This window comes from uncultured Thermus sp., assembly GCF_938010445.1.
Lineage (GTDB): Bacteria > Deinococcota > Deinococci > Deinococcales > Thermaceae > Thermus > Thermus altitudinis.
The window spans coordinates 1-17,148 of sequence record NZ_CALLUR010000132.1 but is presented as its reverse complement, the minus strand read 5'-3'; the positions used below and the strand labels follow the sequence as shown (position 1 = coordinate 17,148).

17 protein-coding genes are annotated in these 17,148 nt (G+C 66.3%); 8 read left to right on the top strand and 9 right to left on the bottom strand.

Features of this window, described 5'->3' with window-relative positions; all coding sequences use genetic code 11:
- The 4 genes from Q0693_RS07475 to Q0693_RS07460 form a co-directional block, all read right to left on the bottom strand.
- A partial coding sequence (locus Q0693_RS07475; protein ID WP_298630412.1) for an ABC transporter permease subunit occupies positions 1-621 on the bottom strand: 621 nt, incomplete at its 3' end.
- Entirely contained in the window at positions 614-1,549 is a 936-nt protein-coding gene (locus Q0693_RS07470; protein ID WP_298630410.1) for an ABC transporter permease, read from the bottom strand. The genes Q0693_RS07475 and Q0693_RS07470, both read right to left, overlap by 8 nt.
- Positions 1,550-3,034, bottom strand: coding sequence for an ABC transporter substrate-binding protein (locus Q0693_RS07465; RefSeq protein WP_298630408.1), 1,485 nt, complete (start codon positions 3,032-3,034; stop codon positions 1,550-1,552). It lies immediately after the preceding gene.
- 53 nt (positions 3,035-3,087) lie between these two features.
- Positions 3,088-4,245: a M20 family metallopeptidase gene (locus Q0693_RS07460; protein ID WP_298630406.1), complete on the bottom strand. Its 1,158-nt coding sequence runs from the start codon at positions 4,243-4,245 to the stop codon at positions 3,088-3,090.
- Between the two features lie 57 nt (positions 4,246-4,302).
- Between Q0693_RS07460 and Q0693_RS07455 the strand changes: the two genes are divergently transcribed.
- Positions 4,303-5,097 (top strand): SDR family NAD(P)-dependent oxidoreductase, encoded by a 795-nt coding sequence (locus Q0693_RS07455; protein WP_298630404.1) that lies wholly within the window; start codon positions 4,303-4,305, stop codon positions 5,095-5,097.
- A gap of 136 nt (positions 5,098-5,233) precedes the next feature.
- Here the strand turns inward: Q0693_RS07455 and nagA are convergent, their stop codons facing one another.
- From nagA to Q0693_RS07440, 3 genes are read right to left on the bottom strand one after another with little or no spacing between them, the layout of a single operon-like run.
- Positions 5,234-6,301 (bottom strand): N-acetylglucosamine-6-phosphate deacetylase, encoded by a 1,068-nt coding sequence (gene nagA, locus Q0693_RS07450; protein ID WP_298630402.1) that lies wholly within the window; start codon positions 6,299-6,301, stop codon positions 5,234-5,236.
- Positions 6,302-6,310: 9 nt separating this feature from the next.
- A complete protein-coding gene (locus Q0693_RS07445) occupies positions 6,311-7,351 on the bottom strand; it encodes an anhydro-N-acetylmuramic acid kinase (RefSeq protein WP_298630400.1) in 1,041 nt (346 codons plus the stop codon).
- Positions 7,348-8,025, bottom strand: coding sequence for a GntR family transcriptional regulator (locus tag Q0693_RS07440; protein WP_243028834.1), 678 nt, complete (start codon positions 8,023-8,025; stop codon positions 7,348-7,350). Before Q0693_RS07440 ends, Q0693_RS07445 begins: the two co-directional genes overlap by 4 nt.
- A gap of 53 nt (positions 8,026-8,078) precedes the next feature.
- Between Q0693_RS07440 and Q0693_RS07435 the strand changes: the two genes are divergently transcribed.
- The 7 genes from Q0693_RS07435 to lysA are packed head-to-tail and all read left to right on the top strand — an operon-like array spanning position 8,079 to position 15,671.
- Positions 8,079-9,059, top strand: coding sequence for a serine hydrolase domain-containing protein (locus Q0693_RS07435; protein ID WP_243029536.1), 981 nt, complete (start codon positions 8,079-8,081; stop codon positions 9,057-9,059).
- On the top strand, positions 9,056-9,916 hold the full coding sequence (locus Q0693_RS07430) for an N-acetylmuramic acid 6-phosphate etherase (protein ID WP_298630395.1): 861 nt from the start codon (positions 9,056-9,058) through the stop codon (positions 9,914-9,916). The genes Q0693_RS07435 and Q0693_RS07430 overlap by 4 nt, the downstream gene beginning before the upstream one ends.
- Positions 9,913-11,424, top strand: a complete 1,512-nt coding sequence (locus tag Q0693_RS07425) for a glycoside hydrolase family 3 N-terminal domain-containing protein (RefSeq protein WP_298630393.1) — start codon at positions 9,913-9,915, stop codon at positions 11,422-11,424. The genes Q0693_RS07430 and Q0693_RS07425 overlap by 4 nt, the downstream gene beginning before the upstream one ends.
- On the top strand, positions 11,421-12,698 hold the full coding sequence (locus Q0693_RS07420; protein ID WP_298630391.1) for a sugar ABC transporter substrate-binding protein: 1,278 nt from the start codon (positions 11,421-11,423) through the stop codon (positions 12,696-12,698). Before Q0693_RS07425 ends, Q0693_RS07420 begins: the two co-directional genes overlap by 4 nt.
- A gap of 21 nt (positions 12,699-12,719) precedes the next feature.
- Positions 12,720-13,682, top strand: a complete 963-nt coding sequence (locus Q0693_RS07415) for a sugar ABC transporter permease (protein ID WP_298630390.1) — start codon at positions 12,720-12,722, stop codon at positions 13,680-13,682.
- Entirely contained in the window at positions 13,679-14,506 is an 828-nt protein-coding gene (locus tag Q0693_RS07410; RefSeq protein ID WP_243029532.1) for a carbohydrate ABC transporter permease, read from the top strand. The genes Q0693_RS07415 and Q0693_RS07410 overlap by 4 nt, the downstream gene beginning before the upstream one ends.
- Before the next feature lies 1 nt (position 14,507).
- Complete coding sequence (gene lysA, locus Q0693_RS07405; RefSeq protein ID WP_298630387.1) at positions 14,508-15,671, top strand: diaminopimelate decarboxylase; 1,164 nt, start codon at positions 14,508-14,510, stop codon at positions 15,669-15,671.
- 4 nt (positions 15,672-15,675) lie between these two features.
- Here lysA and Q0693_RS07400 read toward each other — a convergent pair whose 3' ends face one another.
- Both Q0693_RS07400 and Q0693_RS07395 read right to left on the bottom strand, forming a co-directional pair.
- Positions 15,676-16,362, bottom strand: coding sequence for a gamma-glutamyl-gamma-aminobutyrate hydrolase family protein (locus Q0693_RS07400; protein ID WP_298630385.1), 687 nt, complete (start codon positions 16,360-16,362; stop codon positions 15,676-15,678).
- 446 nt (positions 16,363-16,808) lie between these two features.
- Positions 16,809-17,148, bottom strand: a 340-nt coding sequence (locus Q0693_RS07395) for a cobalamin biosynthesis protein (protein WP_298630383.1), incomplete at its 5' end; no start/stop codon positions are given.

The following is a 17,148-nucleotide window of genomic DNA, read 5'->3' as shown; positions in this document are numbered from 1 at the left end:
CAGGTAGGAAAGGGCGGCCTCGGCCAACAAGGCAGCGGCGAAGGCCAGGCTGGCCTGGACCAGGAGGGGTCCTAGGAGGTTGGGAAGGAGATGGCGGAAGACCACCCGCCCTGGGCCGGCTCCCAAGGCCAAGGCGGCCTCTACGAAGGGGGTGGTTTTTAAGCTCATGGCTCCCGCCCGGGCCACCCGGAAGAAGGCAGGCACCATGGAAAGCCCCACCGCCAGCATGCTGCTAACCATACCGGGCCCCATGAGGGCGGCGAAGAGGAGGGCGAGGAGCAAGCCGGGGAGGGCGTAGAGGGCCTCCATGAGAAGGCTTAAGATGCCGTCCCAGTAACGGCCTAGGTACCCCGCAAGAAGGCCCGAGACCACCCCTAGAGCGAAGCCCACGGACACGGCGATACCCCCCACCAGAAGGGCGTTCCTGGCTCCGTGAAGAAGCCGGGCCAGAAGGTCCCGGCCCAGGGGGTCGGTGCCCAGGGGATGGCTGGGGGAGGGGGGAGCAAGGCGGTGGAGGAAGTCGGGGGCGTTGGGGTCCACGGGGTAGAGGTAGGAGGCCAGGGCCATGAGGAGGAAGAGGCCCACCAGGAGGCTGCCTATAAAGAGGCTTGGGCTACGCATACGCCACCCGTGGGTCCAAGAGGCCGTAGAGGAGGTCCACCAGGAGGTTGAAGAGGACGATGAGGGCCGCCATGACCAAAACCAGGCCCTGGAGAAGGGGGTAGTCGCGGGCCTCGAGGGCGGTCAGGGCCAGGCTCCCCATTCCCGGCAAGGCGAAGACCACCTCCACCACCACCGCTCCCGTGAGGAGAAACCCTCCCTCCAGGCCCAGCACGGTGACCAGGGGAAGACTTGCCGGCTTTAGGGCGTGCTTGAAGAGCACCCAGGTCTCGGGGACCCCCTTGGCCCGGGCGGTGCGGATGTAGTCCTGGCCCATTACCTCCAGAAGGCTCCCCCGGGCCATGCGAAAGAGGATGGCCGCCCGGGAAAGGGCCAGGGTGAGGGCGGGGAGGAAAAGGTGGCGCAGGGCTTCCCATGGACTGGAAAACCCCGGGAAGCCGCTGGCGGGGAAGAGGGGCAGGTGCACCGCCAGGGCGTAGAGGAGGACCACCCCCAGGAAGAAGGTGGGTACGGATTGCAAGAGGGCCATGAGGCCGGTTAGGCCCAGGTCCCAAAAGGGAAACCTAAGGGCCAACAGGGCCAAGGGTAGGGCGAGGAAAAGGGCGCCACCAAGCCCCAGGAGGACGAGGCCCAGGGTGAGGGGAAGCCTTTCTTCCAGAAGCTCACCCACGGGCTTTCCGTAGCGGATGGACTCCCCAAGGTCTAGGCGGAGGGTGCGGGTGAGCCAGTCCGCATAGCGTTCCCAGGGAGGTTTGTCCAAGCCGAGGGCCCGTTCCAGGGCCTGGCGAGCGGCTGGAGACGCCTCGAGGCCCAGGATGGCCTGCACCGGGTCCCCCGGGAGGAAGAGGAGAAAGAGGAAGACCAGGCTGGAGGCCAGCCACAAGGTGGCCAGGGCCAGGAGGACCCGCCTCAGGAGAAAGCTTCGCATCTAGCGGCTCAGGTAAACCCGGGTCACGTTGAGGCTCGGGGTGGGCTGGTTCTGCCACCAGCCCACGACCTCCTTGCGCATGGCGGCGATATAGGGGGCGTTCATCACCCATAGGTTCACCGCATCCTGGGCCAGGAGGCGTTGCATCTCCTTCATGATCTCGCAGGCCCGTTTGGGATCGGGGGTGCGCAGGTACCGGGTGTAGAGCTCCCGGAAGCGGGGCGAATCATAGCGGAAATAGTAGTTCGGGTTGGCGTAGATGCCGATATCGTGGGGCTCGGAGTGGCCGATGATGGTCATCTGGTAGTCGGCCCCCCGGAAGACCCGAGAAAGCCAGGTGGCCCACTCCACCACCTCCAGCCTTGCCTGGATCCCGATCTGGGAGAGCTGGGCGGCGATGGCCTCGCCAAGCCGCCTCTCATAGGGGTAGGGGGCGGCTAGGGTGAAGGTGAAGCGCAAGGGGTTGTTGGGTCCATACCCTGCCTCTTGCAACAGGGCCCGGGCCTTTGCCGGGTCGTAGGGGTAATAGCCGGAGAGGTCCTCGTAGCAACTTTCCCCGGGAGAGCGGTGGCTGCCAATGGGGGTGCCATAGCCCAGCATCACCCCTTCCACCAAGGCCTTTTTGTCCACGGCGTGCTGGATAGCCCGCCGCACCCGGAGGTCGTTGAAGGGCGGGCGACCATTGTTCATCCCCACGGTGATCTCCGTGGTGGTAAATCCCGTGACCACCCTGAAGTTGGGGTCTCGCTGGAGCACCAGGGCGGCTTCCGGGCTCACCCCCAGGCCGATCACTTGGATGTCCCCGGCCCGCAAGGCGGCGAGCTGGGCGTTTGGATCGGGCATGAAGCGGAAAAAGACCCGGTCCAGATAGGGTAGGCCGGGCTCGTAGTACCCTTCAAACCGCTCCAGCCGCACTCCTACTCCCCGTTCCCAGGCCACGAACCGGAAGGGCCCGGTGCCGATGGGCTGAGTCCTCTGCTCCTCCATCCGGCCCTTGGGTCCGATCACCGAGTCCGGCCGGGCCAGGTTGAAGAGGAAGTCCTGGTTGGGCTGGCGAAGGCGGAAGACCACGGTGTAGGGGTCCTTGGCCTCCACGCTTTGGATGTCCTGGTAGTACTCGGGGTGGGTGTGGCCGGACTTGGGATCCCGGGCGCGGTTGAACTTGAAGACCACATCCTCGGCGGTGAAGGGGGCACCGTTATGGAAGCGCACCCCCCGGCGCAGGTGGAAGGTCCAGGTGAGGCTGGAGGGGCTTCCCTGCCAGCGCTCGGCCAAAGCAGGAACGATCTCCCCCTTCTCGTTGAACTTGACCAAGCCCTGGAGGACGTTGTCGTAGAGCATGCGGGGAATCTCCTGGCTGGTGGAGGCTGTGGGGTCCAAGACGGGAGGCTCGGCCAGGATGGCCACCCGAAGCTCTCCTCCACTCGGCTGGGCCAGGGCCAGGCCTAGGCTAACCAGCAGGAACAACTGCAATCGCTTCCTCATGTTTTCCCTCCCTCTCCTCATGCTATGCTCGGGGGTTCCCATCCCCGAGGTACCTACTCCAGATAGAGTACCGCCAAGGCGGCATAAACCCGGGCGGCTCGGACCACCTCCTCCAGGTCCACCCACTCGTCCACCTGGTGGGGCAGGGTTTTCCCGCCAGGTCCCATGACCACCACGGGAAGGCCCGCCCAGGCCCGGAGGAAGGTACCGTCCGTGGCCCCTGGCACCCCGCCGTAACGCAGGGGGAGTCCAAGAAGCTTTAGGGCCTCCTCCGCCGCCTGAACCAGGGGATCCTCCTTCGGTGTCTCCACGGGAGGACGGTCCTCCAAGACCTCCACCTCGGCTTCCGCCAAGGCCTGGATCCTGGCCACCAGTTCTCCGTGGTCCAATCCTGGCACGGTGCGCACGTCCAGGACTACCTCCGCCTGGACGGGGATAACGTTCAGCTGCCCTTCGCCGGCGCTGGCCAGCACCTGGGTGGGGGTAAGGTAGGGAGGACCGAGGAAAGGATGGGAAGAGGTTTCCTGAAGTTCTAGTTGTAAGGCTTCTAGCTCCAAGATGAATCGGGCAGCCTTGGGAATAGGGTTCTCCCCCGCATAGGGCATGGCCCCGTGAGCCATTTTTCCGAGGAAAGGGAGCTTTAGGCGCAGGGCGCCCTTTTGCCAAAGGCAGATCTCCATCTCCTCGGGCTCGGCCACCAAGGCCCCCCGGAAGCCGCGGGCCAAGCCTTCCTTTAGAAAGGCCTTTACCCCCAGCATCATCCCTTCCTCGTCGGCCAAGGCGGCTAGGCGCAGGGGGCGTTTTAGATGGCCTAGGGCCCGTTTCACCGCCAATAGGGCCCCCACCAAGGCGGCTAGGCCCCCTTTCATGTCGCAGGCCCCTCGGCCGTAAAGCCGCCCTCCCTCCACCACCCCGGCGTAGGGAGGGTGGCGCCAAGCTCCTTCCTCCCCGGGGGTCACCACATCCGTATGGCCCTCCAGGATCAGCCCTCCTTCCCCTTCCCCCAGATCGGCCATCAGGTTGGGCCGGCCGGGGGTTACCTCCTGCCGAAAGGGGTGGAGGCCCCGTTCCCTTAGGTACTCTTCCAGAAAGGCCACCACTCCCTCTTCCCCAGGGCCCGGGTAGTGGCTGGGGATCCGTACCAGGCTGCGAAGGAGATCCACCACCTCCCTTTCCTCCACCGCTTCGGCTGCCAAGAGGGCCTTTTCCATAGGTTTCAGACCGAATTATACCGCGGTATGCTGGGGCCAAGGAAAGGAGGAAAAGGCATGAAGGACTACCGGAACCTCTTTAACCTTGAGGGGCAGGTGGCCTTGGTGGTGGGTGCAGCCTCCGGGATCGGGCGGGCTTCAGCCGAGGCCTTGGCGGCCTTCGGGGCTAGGGTGGTGTTGGCGGACCGGGATGAGAGGGGCTTGGAGGAGGCCTTGAGGGCCATCCATGACCAAGGGGGTAGGGCGGAAGGGCACGTTCTAGACCTAATGGACAGGGAAGGGGCCAGGCGGCTGGTGGAGCAGGTGTACCAGAGCCATGGCCGGTTGGACACCCTGGTCTCCACCCCGGCCGTCAACGTGCGCAAGCCCCTTTTGGACTACGCTGATGAGGAGGTGGACCGGGTGGTGGACCTCAACCTAAAGGGGACCCTAAGGCTTCTGCGGGCTGGGGGGCAGGTGATGCGGGAGCAGGGCGGAGGTAGCCTCATCGCCTTCGCCTCCATCCGGGCCGTGGTGGTGGAGCCAGGACAGGGGGTCTACGCCGCCACCAAGGCGGGGATCCTCCAGATCATGCGTACCCTGGCTGCCGAACTTGGGCCCTTTGGGGTGCGGGCCAACGCTGTGGCCCCTGGACCCATAGAAACCCCCCTCACGGCCCCCATCAAGGCGCACCCGGACTGGTACCAGGCCTATGCGGAGAAGACGGCCCTCCGGCGCTGGGGAAAGCCCGAGGAGGTGGCCATGGCCGTGGTGTTCCTGGCCTCCCCGGCCTCCAGCTACGTCACCGGGACCCTCTTCCTGGTGGACGGGGGGTGGACAGCGGTGGATGGGCGGTTCACCCCGCCCCTTTGATACCACCCCACGAGGGGGGGACCGGGGCATTCCTCCTCCGGGCCCCGACCTCGAGCACCTATGGAGCAAGGTATAGCGAGAAAGAGCATGGCCTTCTGTGGGACGAACTAAGGGATGCGTTGTACCCAAGGGGACGCTAGACCAGCCTTTGTCCTCCCAAGTAGACCTCCAGCACCTTAAGCCCCTGGTCCAGCACCACCAGGTCCGCCCGCTTGCCGGGGGCGATCTCCCCTCGGTCAGAAAGGCCCAGGTAACGGGCTGGGTACCAGGATAACCTCCGGGCGGCTTCCTCCAGGGGTATCCCCCAGGCCACCAGGTTCCTTAGGGCCTGGTCCAGGGTGAGGGTGCTCCCCGCCAGGGACTCGCCCAGCCAGACCCCCTCTTTCCGCTTCTCCACCCGGTGGGCTCCCAAGGGATAGGTGCCGTCCGGCATCCCCGCTGCCGCCACCGCATCGCTCACAAAGTAGAGGCCAGGGATAGCCTTTAGGGCCACCTTTAAGGCAGCGGGATGCACGTGGAGGCCATCGGGAATGGCCTCCGCCCACCTGCCTCGTTCCAGGGCCAGGCCCACCACCCCGGGGGTGCGGTGGTGGAGGCCGGTCATGGCGTTATAGAGGTGGGTGAAGCCCATGGCCCCGGACTCCAGGGCCGCCAAGGCCTCCTCGTAACCGGCTTCCGTGTGCCCCAGCTGGACCCGCACCCCCCTTTCCGCCAAGAAGCGGACGAGCTCCAGAGCCCCGGGAAGCTCCGGGGCCAGGGTTACCACCCGTACAGGGGCCAGGGAGAGGAGGAGCTCGGCCGCCTCCCTATCAGGGGGGAGAGGGAAGGGGGGCTGGGCCCCCAGGCGGCCTGGGTTGAGGAAAGGACCTTCTAAATGGGCCCACAGAAGGGCTTTCCCTAGGGGACCTTCCATGGCCTCTCGGATGCCTCTAAGAGCCTTTTCCAACGACCCTAAGGGGGCGGTCACGGTGGTGGCCAAAAGGCCGGTGGTGCCGTGGCGGAGGTGGAAGCGCACCGTGGCCTCCACGCCCTCTTGGCCCTCCATCACCTCCCTGCCTCCTCCCCCGTGCACATGGAGGTCCAGGAAGCCGGGTAGGATGAGGGGGCCGTCCACGGGGGCCTCTTCTATGGCCTCAATGGCCTCGGAGAAGTGGAGGCGGCCGCGCAGGAAGCCCTGAGGGGTAAGGATGTAACCTTGCAGCATGCCTTTCTCCTAGCCTGGGTACACCACCTGGCCGGCCCTTAGGTTACGGCCCCCTGTAGCCCGGCCCAGGACGTTGACCTCTCCTTGGGCATAGAGATAACCCAAAAGGGCGAAGGCCAAGGCCTCCCTTACCTTGGGGTTCCCCATGACCTCCACGGGAAGCTCTTGGGAGAGAAGCCCCACCAGAACCCGGTTCCTGGCCCCGCCCCCCGCCAATAGGACCCGGTCCACCCTGCCCACGAACCGGCGGTAGGCTTGGAGGATGCTTCTGGCGGTTAACTCCAAAAGGGAGCGGAGGAGGGCCCCGGCTTCCTGGGGGAGGGGGGAGAGGTTCCCAAGCCGCCAGACCTCCCGCCCCGTGGTCTTGGGAGGCGGAAGGGAGAAATAGGGATGCCGGAGCCACTGGGCCAGGGCTTCCTCGTCGGGGGTGGCCCTTTCCGCCAGGTCCACGGCTTCTTCCAGGGAGAGGCCCAGGGTCTGGACCCCCTCATCAAAGAGGCAGATCCCAGGGCCGGTGTCAAAGGCCAACAGGGAGTACGGATCCTTTCCCTGGAAATAGGTCAGGTTGGAGATTCCCCCGAGGTTGTGCACCGCCTTGCGCTTGCCTGCCTCCCCGTAGAGGAGGAGGTCTGGGTAGGCCACCAGGGGAGCCCCTTGGCCCCCTGCGGCCAGGTCCATGCTTCGGAAGCCGTAGACCACGGGCACCCCTAGGCCCAGGGCCAGGTGGCTGGGCTCCCCAAGTTGGAAGGTGGCCCTCGGGGGCTCGTGCCACACGGTCTGGCCCGACAGGGCTACCAGCTGGGCTTTGCCCTTAAAAGGAAGGGCGGCCTCCAGGTAGAACCGGCCCAGGTCGTGGTGGAGGAGGGCGATTTCCCGGGTGTCGGCCTGGCGCATGGCCCGAAGCACCCGGGCCCGTAAGTCCTGGGGGTAGGCCACCTCCCGGTGGGCCAGGACCCGGTGGGCCACCTCTGGAGGGGAGCCGGAAAACTCCGCCAGGACCAGGTCCACCCCGTCGGCGCTGGTTCCCGACATGAGGCCCAGTACCCTCATGAGAGCTCCACCAGGAGTTCGTACCGATCCGCCCGGTACCAGCTCTTCACCCGTTCTACGGGCCTACCGTCCTCCAGATAGCTTACCCGCTCCAGGTGAAGCAGGGGGCTTCCCGGCTCCACTCCAAGAAGCCTGGCTTCCTCCCGGGCGGCCACCGCACGCAGGCGTTGGAGGGCCCGCACGGGTCTCAACCCTTTGGCCTCGAGGGCCCGGTACAAGGAGCCCTCCGGCGGTTCCGCCAGGGCCCAAGCGGGCAAGGTGGCCCGCTCCAGGGCCATGGGTTCCCCGTCCGCAAGCCTCAGGCGGAGGAGGCGGAGCACCTCCTCCCCCGGGGAAAGCCCCAGGGCCATGGCCTCTTCCGGGGCCGCGGGACCTTTTTCCACCCCCAGGACCTCGGTGCTGGGCTTCATGCCCAAGGCTTCCATCTCCTCGCTAAAACCCCTAAGGCGGGTGCGGAAGGTGGCCCTTTTGGCCACGAAGGTGCCGCTCCCCTGCCGGCGCACCACCAAGCCTTCCTCCTCCAGAAGGTCCAAGGCTTTGCGCACGCTATCCCGGGAAACCCCGAAGGCCTCGGACAGGGCCCGTTCCGGCGGAAGGGCGTCCTTGAAGTTGCCCTGAAGGATACCCTCCCTTAGCCGCCGGGCCAGTTCCAGGTACAGGGGGCCGTGGGCCATGGCCGCATTGTACCACTTGCCTACCAATAGCAGGCCGTTATACACTTGGGGCTATGCGGGCCAGGGCCCTCGTGGAGGAGGCCGTAGCCAAGGGTATGGTTCCTGGCGCGGCCCTCGGGGTGGTCCATGCCGATGGCCGAAGGGAGACCCTTCACCTGGGGTGGGCCCAAAGGGTACCCGAACCGGTGCCCCTGGAAGAGGGCTTCTACTTTGACCTGGCCAGCCTCACCAAGCCGCTTTTCACCTTGCGGGAGGTGCTGCGGGCGGTGGAGGAGGGGCTTTTGGATCTGGATGACCCCCTTTCCCAGCATCTTCCCGAGATGCTTTGGCTCAAGGACCACCCCCTCAAGGGGGTGAGCGTGCGGGCGCTTTTGGCCCATGCGGCGGGCCTCCCGGCCTGGGAGGCCTTGTACACCTGGGGGGCAGGGGAGGGTCTAAGGGCCCGGGTGCTCCAGCACCCTTGGCCCTTGGGGGAACCGGGGTACTCGGACATCGGGTATATCCTCTTAGGTCTTCTCCTGGAACGTTTGCGGGGCAAGCCCCTTGCGGCTTTTCCCTTACCCGAGGGTCTCAGCTTCTCCCCGCCTCCCGAGCGGAGCGTGGCCACGGAGCTTTGTCCCTGGAGGAAGCGGGTGCTCCGGGGGGAGGTGCACGATGAAAACGCCTTTGCCCTTGGGGGTGCGGGGGGCCACGCGGGGCTTTTCGGCACCCTGGGGGGCGTTCTGGACCAGCTCGCGGCCATCCTCCAGGGCACCTGGCTTTCCCGGGCCGCCTTGGAGGAGATGCAAAGGCCCCACGGGGAGCGGCTTCTGGGCTGGGAGAGGAAACGGCCTGGTTGGCATGGGGGAAGCCTGGCGTCGGAAAGGGCCTTTGGCCACACGGGCTTCACGGGGGTGGGGGTGTGGGTAGACCCTGAGCGAGGGTATGCCTGGGCCCTCCTCACCAACGCCATCCACCCCACCCGCCACCGCCCTTCCCTCGCCCCCTTGCGCCGGGCGGTGGGGAATGCCTTGGCGGCGGAGGTGAGGGGATGACGGAGCAGGTGGCCCGGCGGTACCAAGACCTGGACCTATGGCCGGCGGAGGAGGTCCTCGAGGCCCTCTTTGAGGCCCAGCTCCGGGCCGTCGCCGCCATAGGGCCAGCCCTTCCCGCCCTAAGGGAAGGAGCGGCGGCTGCGGCAAAGCGGCTGCGGGCGGGAGGCGTCTTGGCCTACGCCGGGGCTGGGACCAGTGGGCGACTGGCCGTGCTGGACGGGGTGGAGTTATGGCCCACCTTTGGCTTTTCCCGGGTGCGCTTCCTCCTGGCCGGAGGGGAGGAGGCCCTTCTTAAGGCGGTGGAAGGGGCCGAGGACCGGTATGAGGAAGGCCTAGCCCAGGGCCGAAGCCTGGGGAGGGGGGACGTCTTGGTGGCGGTGGCGGCGAGCGGCCAGACCCCCTTCACCCTGGGGGCCCTCAGGGGAGCCAAGGAGCAAGGGGTCCTTACCGTGGCCTTCGCCAGCAACCCTGAAACCCCTTTGCTTGCGGAGGCGGACCACCCTGTTCTCCTGGACACGGGCCCTGAGCCCATTGCGGGAAGCACCCGGCTGGGGGCCGGCACCGCGCAGAAGGTGGCCCTCAACCTCTTCTCCACCTTGGTCATGGTGCTCCTAGGTAGGGTCTACGGAAACCGCATGGCCCGGATGCGGGTGCAGAACCACAAGCTCCGGGAGCGGGGGGTGGGCATGGTGCGGGAGATGGCGGGGGTAGGGGAGGAGGAGGCAAGGGCGCTCCTCGAGGCCTACCCCGACCCGGCCCTGGCGGCCCTGGTGGCCTTGGGAGTAGAGCCCGAAAAGGCCTTGGCCTTGCTGGAGGAAAAGGGGGTCCGGGGGGCTTTGGCGGAGGTGGGGAGGTGAGGATTTTGGCCCTCTTGGCCGGTATGGGAATGGCGGCGGCCCAGGCGGGAAGTTTTCTCATCGTGAGCTTTAGGGGGGAGGAGGTGCCGGCCAAGCTCATCCGGGAGGTGCGGCCGGCTGGGGTGATCCTCTATCCTTCCAACCTGCGCCGGGATCCCCAAGGGGTGGTGGCCCGCCTTCGCGCCCTGGACCCCAACCTCCTCCTCCTGGTGGACCAGGAGGGAGGACCCTTCACCAGCTTTCGGGAGGGGGTGGTGCGCTTTCCCTCGGCCATGGCCCTTTCCGCCAGCGGGGATGAGGGCTTGGTGGAGCGGGTGGGCTGGGCCTTGGGGTGCCAGGTGCGCCGGCTGGGAGCCGATGTGAACCTGGCCCCGGTTTTGGATGTGAACACCAACCCCGATAACCCCATCATCGGTCTCCGCTCCTTCGGCGCTGACCCGGAGCGGGTGGCCCGTATGGGTTTGGCCTTTGCCCGGGGGGTGCTGCGCTCCGGGGCGAAGCCCGTGGGCAAGCACTTCCCCGGGCATGGGGACACGGGGGTGGACTCCCACCTGGACCTGCCCCGGGTGGACAAGCCCAAGGAGGCCCTGGAGAAGGCGGAACTCCTTCCCTTTCGCCGCTATGTGGCCGCGGGGATGCCCGCCCTCATGACCGCCCACATCCTCTTCCCCAGCCTGGACCCCCGGTACCCCGCCACCCTTTCGGCCAGGATCCTCAGCGGCCTGCTCCGCAAGGAGATGGGCTTTTCTGGGGCGATCCTTACCGATGACCTGGCCATGGGGGCCATTCGGCGCCACTACGGGGCGGGGGAGGCCGCGGTCCTGGCCGTGAGGGCGGGGGCCGACCTCCTCCTTCTGGAGCCCGATGAGGCGGCGGTCCGGGAGGTGTATGCCCGGTTATCCAGGGCCTTGGGCAAGGAGATCCCCTTCTCGCGGGCGGAGGAGGCCAGGAAACGGGCCCAGGCCCTTAGGGCGGGCCCGGGGGAATGCCCCTTCTCCCCCAGGGAGGAGGAGGCTTTGGCCCTCGAGGCGGCCCGGCGGGGTGTGGTGCGCCTCTTCGGATCCCTTCCCATCCCGGGGGAGGGTACCTTGGTCCTGGGCCTAAGGCTTTCCGACCGGTACGGGGCCGAACCCACCCTGGCGGACCTGGCCTCCCAGCACCTTCCCGGAAGCCGCGGGCTCAACCTTTCCGAGGACCCCACCCCGGCGGAGATCCAAAGGGCTCTGACGGAGGCCAGAAAGGGGGAGCGCCTGGTGGTTTCCACCTACCGCTGGCTTGGAGGATTCAAGGAGGGGCAAAGGGCCTTGGTCAAGGAGCTTTTGGCCCTTGGCAAACCCCTTTACCTGGTAGCCTTGGGCAATCCCGACGATCTCCGCTTCCTCCCCGGGAGGCCTGCGGGCTACCTGGCAACCCACGGCTACCGCGCGGTCCAGGTCCGGGCCGCGTTGGAAGCCCTCGCAGGGGTCTACGCCCCTACGGGGCAATGGGTGTACGGAGGTGCGCCATGAAGAAGTGGTGGACGGTGGTTTTGGTTGGGCTTTTGGGCCTAGCCTCCGCCCAGAAGCTGGTCCTGGCCAGCTGGGGAAGCCAGGAGGAGATCAAGGCTTACCAGGAAGTGCTCAAGGTCTTCCAGGAGAGGCACCCGGGCATCCAGGTGGAGTACATCAACATCCCCTCCGGGGAGTACCTGGCCAAGATCACCGCCATGATGGCGGCCGGTACCCCGCCGGATGTCTTTTTCCTCAACAACATTGACTTCCCGGGGATGGCCTCCAGGGGTGTCCTGGCTCCCCTGGACGCCTTCATCCAACGGGACAAGTACCCCACCGCGGACATCTTCCCCGGCATCCTCAGGGCCTTCCAATGGCAGGGGAAGCAGTACGGGCTACCCCGGGATGTGTCCAACCTGGTGGTCTTCTACAACCGGGACCTTTTGCGGCGGGCGGGCCTCCCTGATCCCAAGCCCGACTGGACCTGGGAGGACTTCCTCCGTTACGCTAAGGCCCTAACGGTGGAGAGGGAAGGCAAGCGGGTGCAGTGGGGGGTTTCCTTCCAGACCTTCTACCTCTTCTGGCAGCCTTGGGTGTGGAGCGCCGGCGGGCGGTTTTACTCCGAGGACCACAGCCGCTTTCTCCTGAACAGCCCGTCTTCCCTGGAGGGCTTGCAGTTCTATCTGGACCTCCGCTACCGGCATCGCGTGGCCCCTACCCCCGAGGAGGCCCAGGACCGGGGGGCCTTCACCATGTTCCTCAATGGCCAGACGGCCATGATCGTGGACGGGCGCTGGCGGGTGCCCACCCTGAAGGCCCGGGCCAAGTTTGACTTTGACGTGGTGCCCTTCCCCCGGGGTAAGGCGGGGAGCATCGTGGACATAGATGGCTCCGGTTGGGTGATGGCCGCCGGGACCAGAAACCCCGAGGCGGCCTGGAAACTCCTCTCCTTCCTGGCGGGCCCCGAGGCCAGCCGCATCTTCACCAGGACCGGGCTCATCATCCCCGCCCGGGGGGTGGACGTGAGGAACGTGGAGCGGAGCATCCAGAACCTGCGGGATTTCTTCGTGCCCCCGCCTCCTAAGAACCAGCAGTACTTCCTCACCGTAAACCGTACGGCAAGGCCCACGGAAACCTTTGAGCGCTGGAACGAGGCCTTGCAGCTCATCAACAAGGCTTTGGAGCCCGTGTGGCAAGGTAAGGCTGAGCTGAAGGCGGCCCTGGACGGCGTGGCCCCTCAGGTGCAAAGGATCCTGGACGAGGTCCAGGCGGAGCGGAAGAGGAGGCGGTAAGACCCCAGGCCAGGAGGCCCCGTGCGCGCCTACTACCGGTTCCCCCTGCTTTTCCTCCTTCCCTCCCTGGTGGGCTTCCTGGCCTTCAACCTGGGGCCCATCCTCACCAGCCTCCTCCTCTCCTTCGTTTCCTACGATGGGCTAAGGCCTCTTAGCCTGGCCACCCTTCGGGAAAGCTGGGTGGGGTTGGAGAACTACCGCCGGCTCCTCGAGGACCCCGTCTTCCACAAGGCCTTCATCAACACCCTCTTCTACGTGGGGGTGGCGGTCCCCTTGGAGATCCTTGTGGCCTTGCTGCTGGCCCTGGGTCTGAACCGCCCCTGGCCTGGGGTGCGGCTCCTTCGCACCCTGTACCTCCTGCCCACGGTGACCAGTGTGGTGGCGGTGGGCCTCCTGTGGCGCTGGATCCTAAACCCCACCGTGGGGCCGGTGAACCTCTTCCTGCGCTGGGTGGGGGAGAGGATCCAGGGTGCCTATGGCCTCTTGGGGATAACCCCTCCCGCCTGGGTGGAATGGTTGGCCAGGGAGGGGCCGGGGTGGCTTTCCGACCCCGCCTGGGCCATGTGGGGGGTGATCCTGGCCTCGGTGTGGGCCGGTGTGGGGTTGAGAATGCTCATCTTCCTGGCGGGGCTGCAGAACATCAACAAGGAGTACCTGGAGGCGGCCAGCCTGGACGGGGCCAACAACCTGCAGCGCTTCGTGTATGTGGTCTTGCCCCTCCTCTCCCCCACGGTCTTCCTGAACACCCTTCTCGCCATGATCGGGGGTTTCCAGGTGTTCGGCCTAGTGTACACCATGACCGGGGGAGGGCCCTTGGATTCCACCAACGTGCTGATGCTCTACCTGTACCGCAAAGCCTTTGGCGTCTTTCCCTTTGAGATGGGGTATGCTTCGGCCATCGCCTGGGTTCTCTTCCTCATCCTGTTTGCCCTCACCTACCTGCAGTGGACCCTGCGCAAACGCTGGGTGGTGGAGGAAACGTGAGGCTTTTGGGGAAGCTTTGGGACCTCTTCGTCTACCTGGCCCTCCTGGCCGGGGGGCTTACCATGCTGGTACCCTTTTTCTGGATGATCTCCACCAGCCTGAAGGCCCCGGGGGCGGTGTTTGACCTTCCCGTGGAGGTGTGGCCCAAGGAGCTGCACTGGGAGAACTACCATCGGGTCCTCACCAGCGTGCCCTTTGGCCGCTGGTACCTGAACTCCCTGGCGGTGGCCCTGGGCCTCACCTTCCTCAACCTGACCAGCGGGGCCATGGCGGGCTACGCCTTCGCCCGCTTCCGCTTTAGGGGGCAAGGGGCCTTGTTCCTCCTCTTCCTGGCCACCCTCATGATCCCCGTGCACGTGCTCATCATCCCCCTCTTTATCCTCATGCGGAACCTGGGCTGGGTGGACACCTATTACGCCCTGATCCTGCCGGGCCTCTTTGATGCCTTTGCCATATTCCTCATGCGGCAGCACTTCCTCCAGCTTCCCCGGGAGCTGGAGGAGGCGGCCATTGTGGATGGTGCCACCCCTTGGCAGGTCTATTGGAAAGTGGCCCTGCCCCTGGCAGCCCCGGCCCTGGCCACCCTGGGTACCTTCACCTTTCTGGCGGGTTGGAACAGTTTCCTTTGGCCCCTTATCGTAACGAACTCCCTGGAGATGCGCCCCTTAACCGTGGGATTGGCCGTCTTTCAGGGGCAGTTTTCCACGGAGTGGACGGTGCTCATGGCCGGGCTTACCCTGGGCACCATCCCCCCTATCCTGGTCTTCCTCCTGGCCCAGCGCTACTTCATCCAGGGCCTGACCTTGGGAAGCCTAAAGGGGTAGGATGCTGGAGCCCGCCTTTGAAAAGGCCTTGCGGGAAGCCCTGGACCGGTACCCCACGCCCTTTTACGCCTACGACTGGGGGCGGATCCAGGCCCGGCTGATGCGCCTCAGGGAGGCCTTTCCTTTTGCCCGCCTCTTTTACGCTTTGAAGGCCAACCCCCGCCTGAGGCTGCTGGAGCGGCTCCGCGCCCTTGGCCTCGGGGCCGAGGCGGTTTCCCTGGGGGAGGTGCTCAGGGCCTACCGGGCGGGCTTTGACCCGGACCAGGTGGTGTGGAACGGTCCTGTAAAGACCCCAGAGGCGCTTTCCAGCCTTAAGGGGCGGGCACCCCTTGTGGTGCTGGATTCCGAAGGGGACCTGGAGCGGGTGGCCCGGTACCTTCCCGGGGCCAGGGTTCTGCTGCGGGTGAACCCGGATCTCCCGGTGAAAACCCATGGGCACCTGGCCACGGGGAGGGGGGAAAGCCAGTTTGGGGTGTTGCCGGAGGCGGTGCCAGGGTTGGTGAGGGCGATCCGCGAAGGGGGGTTGGCCTTTTTGGGCCTTCACCTGCATCTGGGCTCGGCCTTGGCCCAGGTGGAGGATTTCCTAGGGGGCTACGGGGTCCTCGAGGGCCTCCATCCCCACGTGGGGCCGGTGGAGGTCCTGGACCTAGGAGGGGGGTTTGGCCTGGACCTGCCCCTTGCGGCCCTCCGGGAGCCCATGGAGCGCGTGGCCCGGCTTTACGGGGCCCAGGTGTGGCTGGAGCCGGGAAGGTACCTGGTGGCCGAGGCCGGGGTCCTGGTGTCAAGGGTGGTGGGCCTTAAGGAAACCCGCAGGCGGTATATCCTCCTGGACGCCGGCATGACGACCCTTCTGCGGCCTGCCCTATATGGGGCCCGCCATCCGGTGCTTCCCCTTTACCCGGCGGAGGGGCGGGAGGAGGCCCTTTTTGACCTGGCGGGACCGGCATGCGAGGCGGGGGATATCCTGGCCCGGGGGGTGCGGCTTCCCGTGCCCCGAGAGGGGGAGGCCCTGGCCATCCTGGAAGCCGGGGCCTACGGGAGTAGCATGGCCCTTACGTACCTGGACACCCCGCGGCCCCTGGAGCTCCTCTGGACGGGGGAGGGGTGGGAGGTGCTCCGGGCCAGGGAGCCTTGGGAGGGGCTTTGGCAAGGGGAGGAGGTTTAGAAGGTTAAACTTTTAGGAGGCCAAAGAGGGGCCAGTGCCCCCGGAGGAGTTCTGGGTGCCACTGCACGCCCAGGAAAAGGGGGTGCCCTTCCAGGGCTAGGGCCTCCACCAGGCCGTCAGGGGCCACCGCCAGAGGCTTTAGGCCCGCGCCCAGGCCCTTGATCCCCTGGTGGTGGTAGGAGTTCACCCGAAAGCTTGGGGGGAAGATGCGGGAAAGGGGATCCTCGGCCACCAGGCTTACCCGGTGGGCTAAGGCGGGGGGCGGGCTCTTTTGGTAGTGCTGAACCTCCGTAAAACCCTGGGCCTCGAGGTCCTGGTAAAGGCTTTCCCCTAAGGCCACGTTCATCACCTGGATGCCCCGGCAGATGCCCAAGGTAGGAAGGCCCTTTTCCGCGGCGTACCGGGCCAGGTAGATCTCGTGCTCATCCCGCTCGGGAAGGATCTCGCCAAGCCTTGGCTGGGGTTCTTCCCCGTAGCGATCCGGGTCCACATCCCCCCCTCCGGGAAGAAGAAGCCCATCCAGGTGGGGCAGGATTCTTTCCAAGGCCTCCGGGTCCTGGGGTGGGAGGAGCACGTAGGCCAACCCCTGCGAGGCCAAGGCCTCCAGGTAGGGTTCCAGAAGGCCCCAAAAGCGTTTGCCCATGGGGCCCTCGGTCAGGCGGTGCTGGGTGGCGATGCCGATAAGGCGCATTGGGCCCATGCTACTCCAAGGGGGGCGAGGCCTCCTCTGCTGGCGGCCCCCCTGCGTAAGGGCTTCCCTGGGGGAGGTTGGGTTGCCTGGAAACTCCTGTCCGCCACGGGTTTTTGGGCATAGCGAGAGCAGGGCCCGTGGCCATCCCTAAGGGCGGGGATCCCAAAACCTTGGCCGCGCTGGCCGCCCACGTGGACTAAAGGGCGTTGGCTCCCCTTGGGCTTGGTGCGGCGCAAAATCTCTTGGGTAAGGGTGGGCAAAATCCCCCCATAGGACGTCGTCCTTTTCGGGTCCAGGGGAAGGCTTGCCCTCAAGGGGGTTATCCCATCCTCGCGGGCGGAGGTGGAGAGAAAAGAGGGCGAGGCCGGTTCCGGGCTTTTTTTAGCCACAGTACGGGAATATACACCTGCTCCCCGCACCGGGCAACGGTGAAACGCTCTTTACCGTTACCGCCCCAGGCCGATAAGGGCCAGGAGGATACCCGTGCCATAGCCCACCGTTGCGGTTAGCCGCAAGGCCTGGTGGGTGCTTATGGGAGTTGGGGAAGGCCTGTGGGCGTTTAACACGTAGACGCCGGGCTTGCGTAGGCGTATCCCCAGGCGCAAGGCCAAGGCGGCCATGGGGAAGCCGGCGTTGGGGGAAGGGGTCTTTTGGGCCTCCACCAGAAGCTGGGACCAAAGCCGGGGAGGGCAGAGGAGAAGGCCGGTGAGCCGGGCTGGGATCAGGTTCAAAAGGTCGTCGGCCCTGGCGGCCCAGGTGCCCCGGGCCCCGTACTGGCGGTAGCCC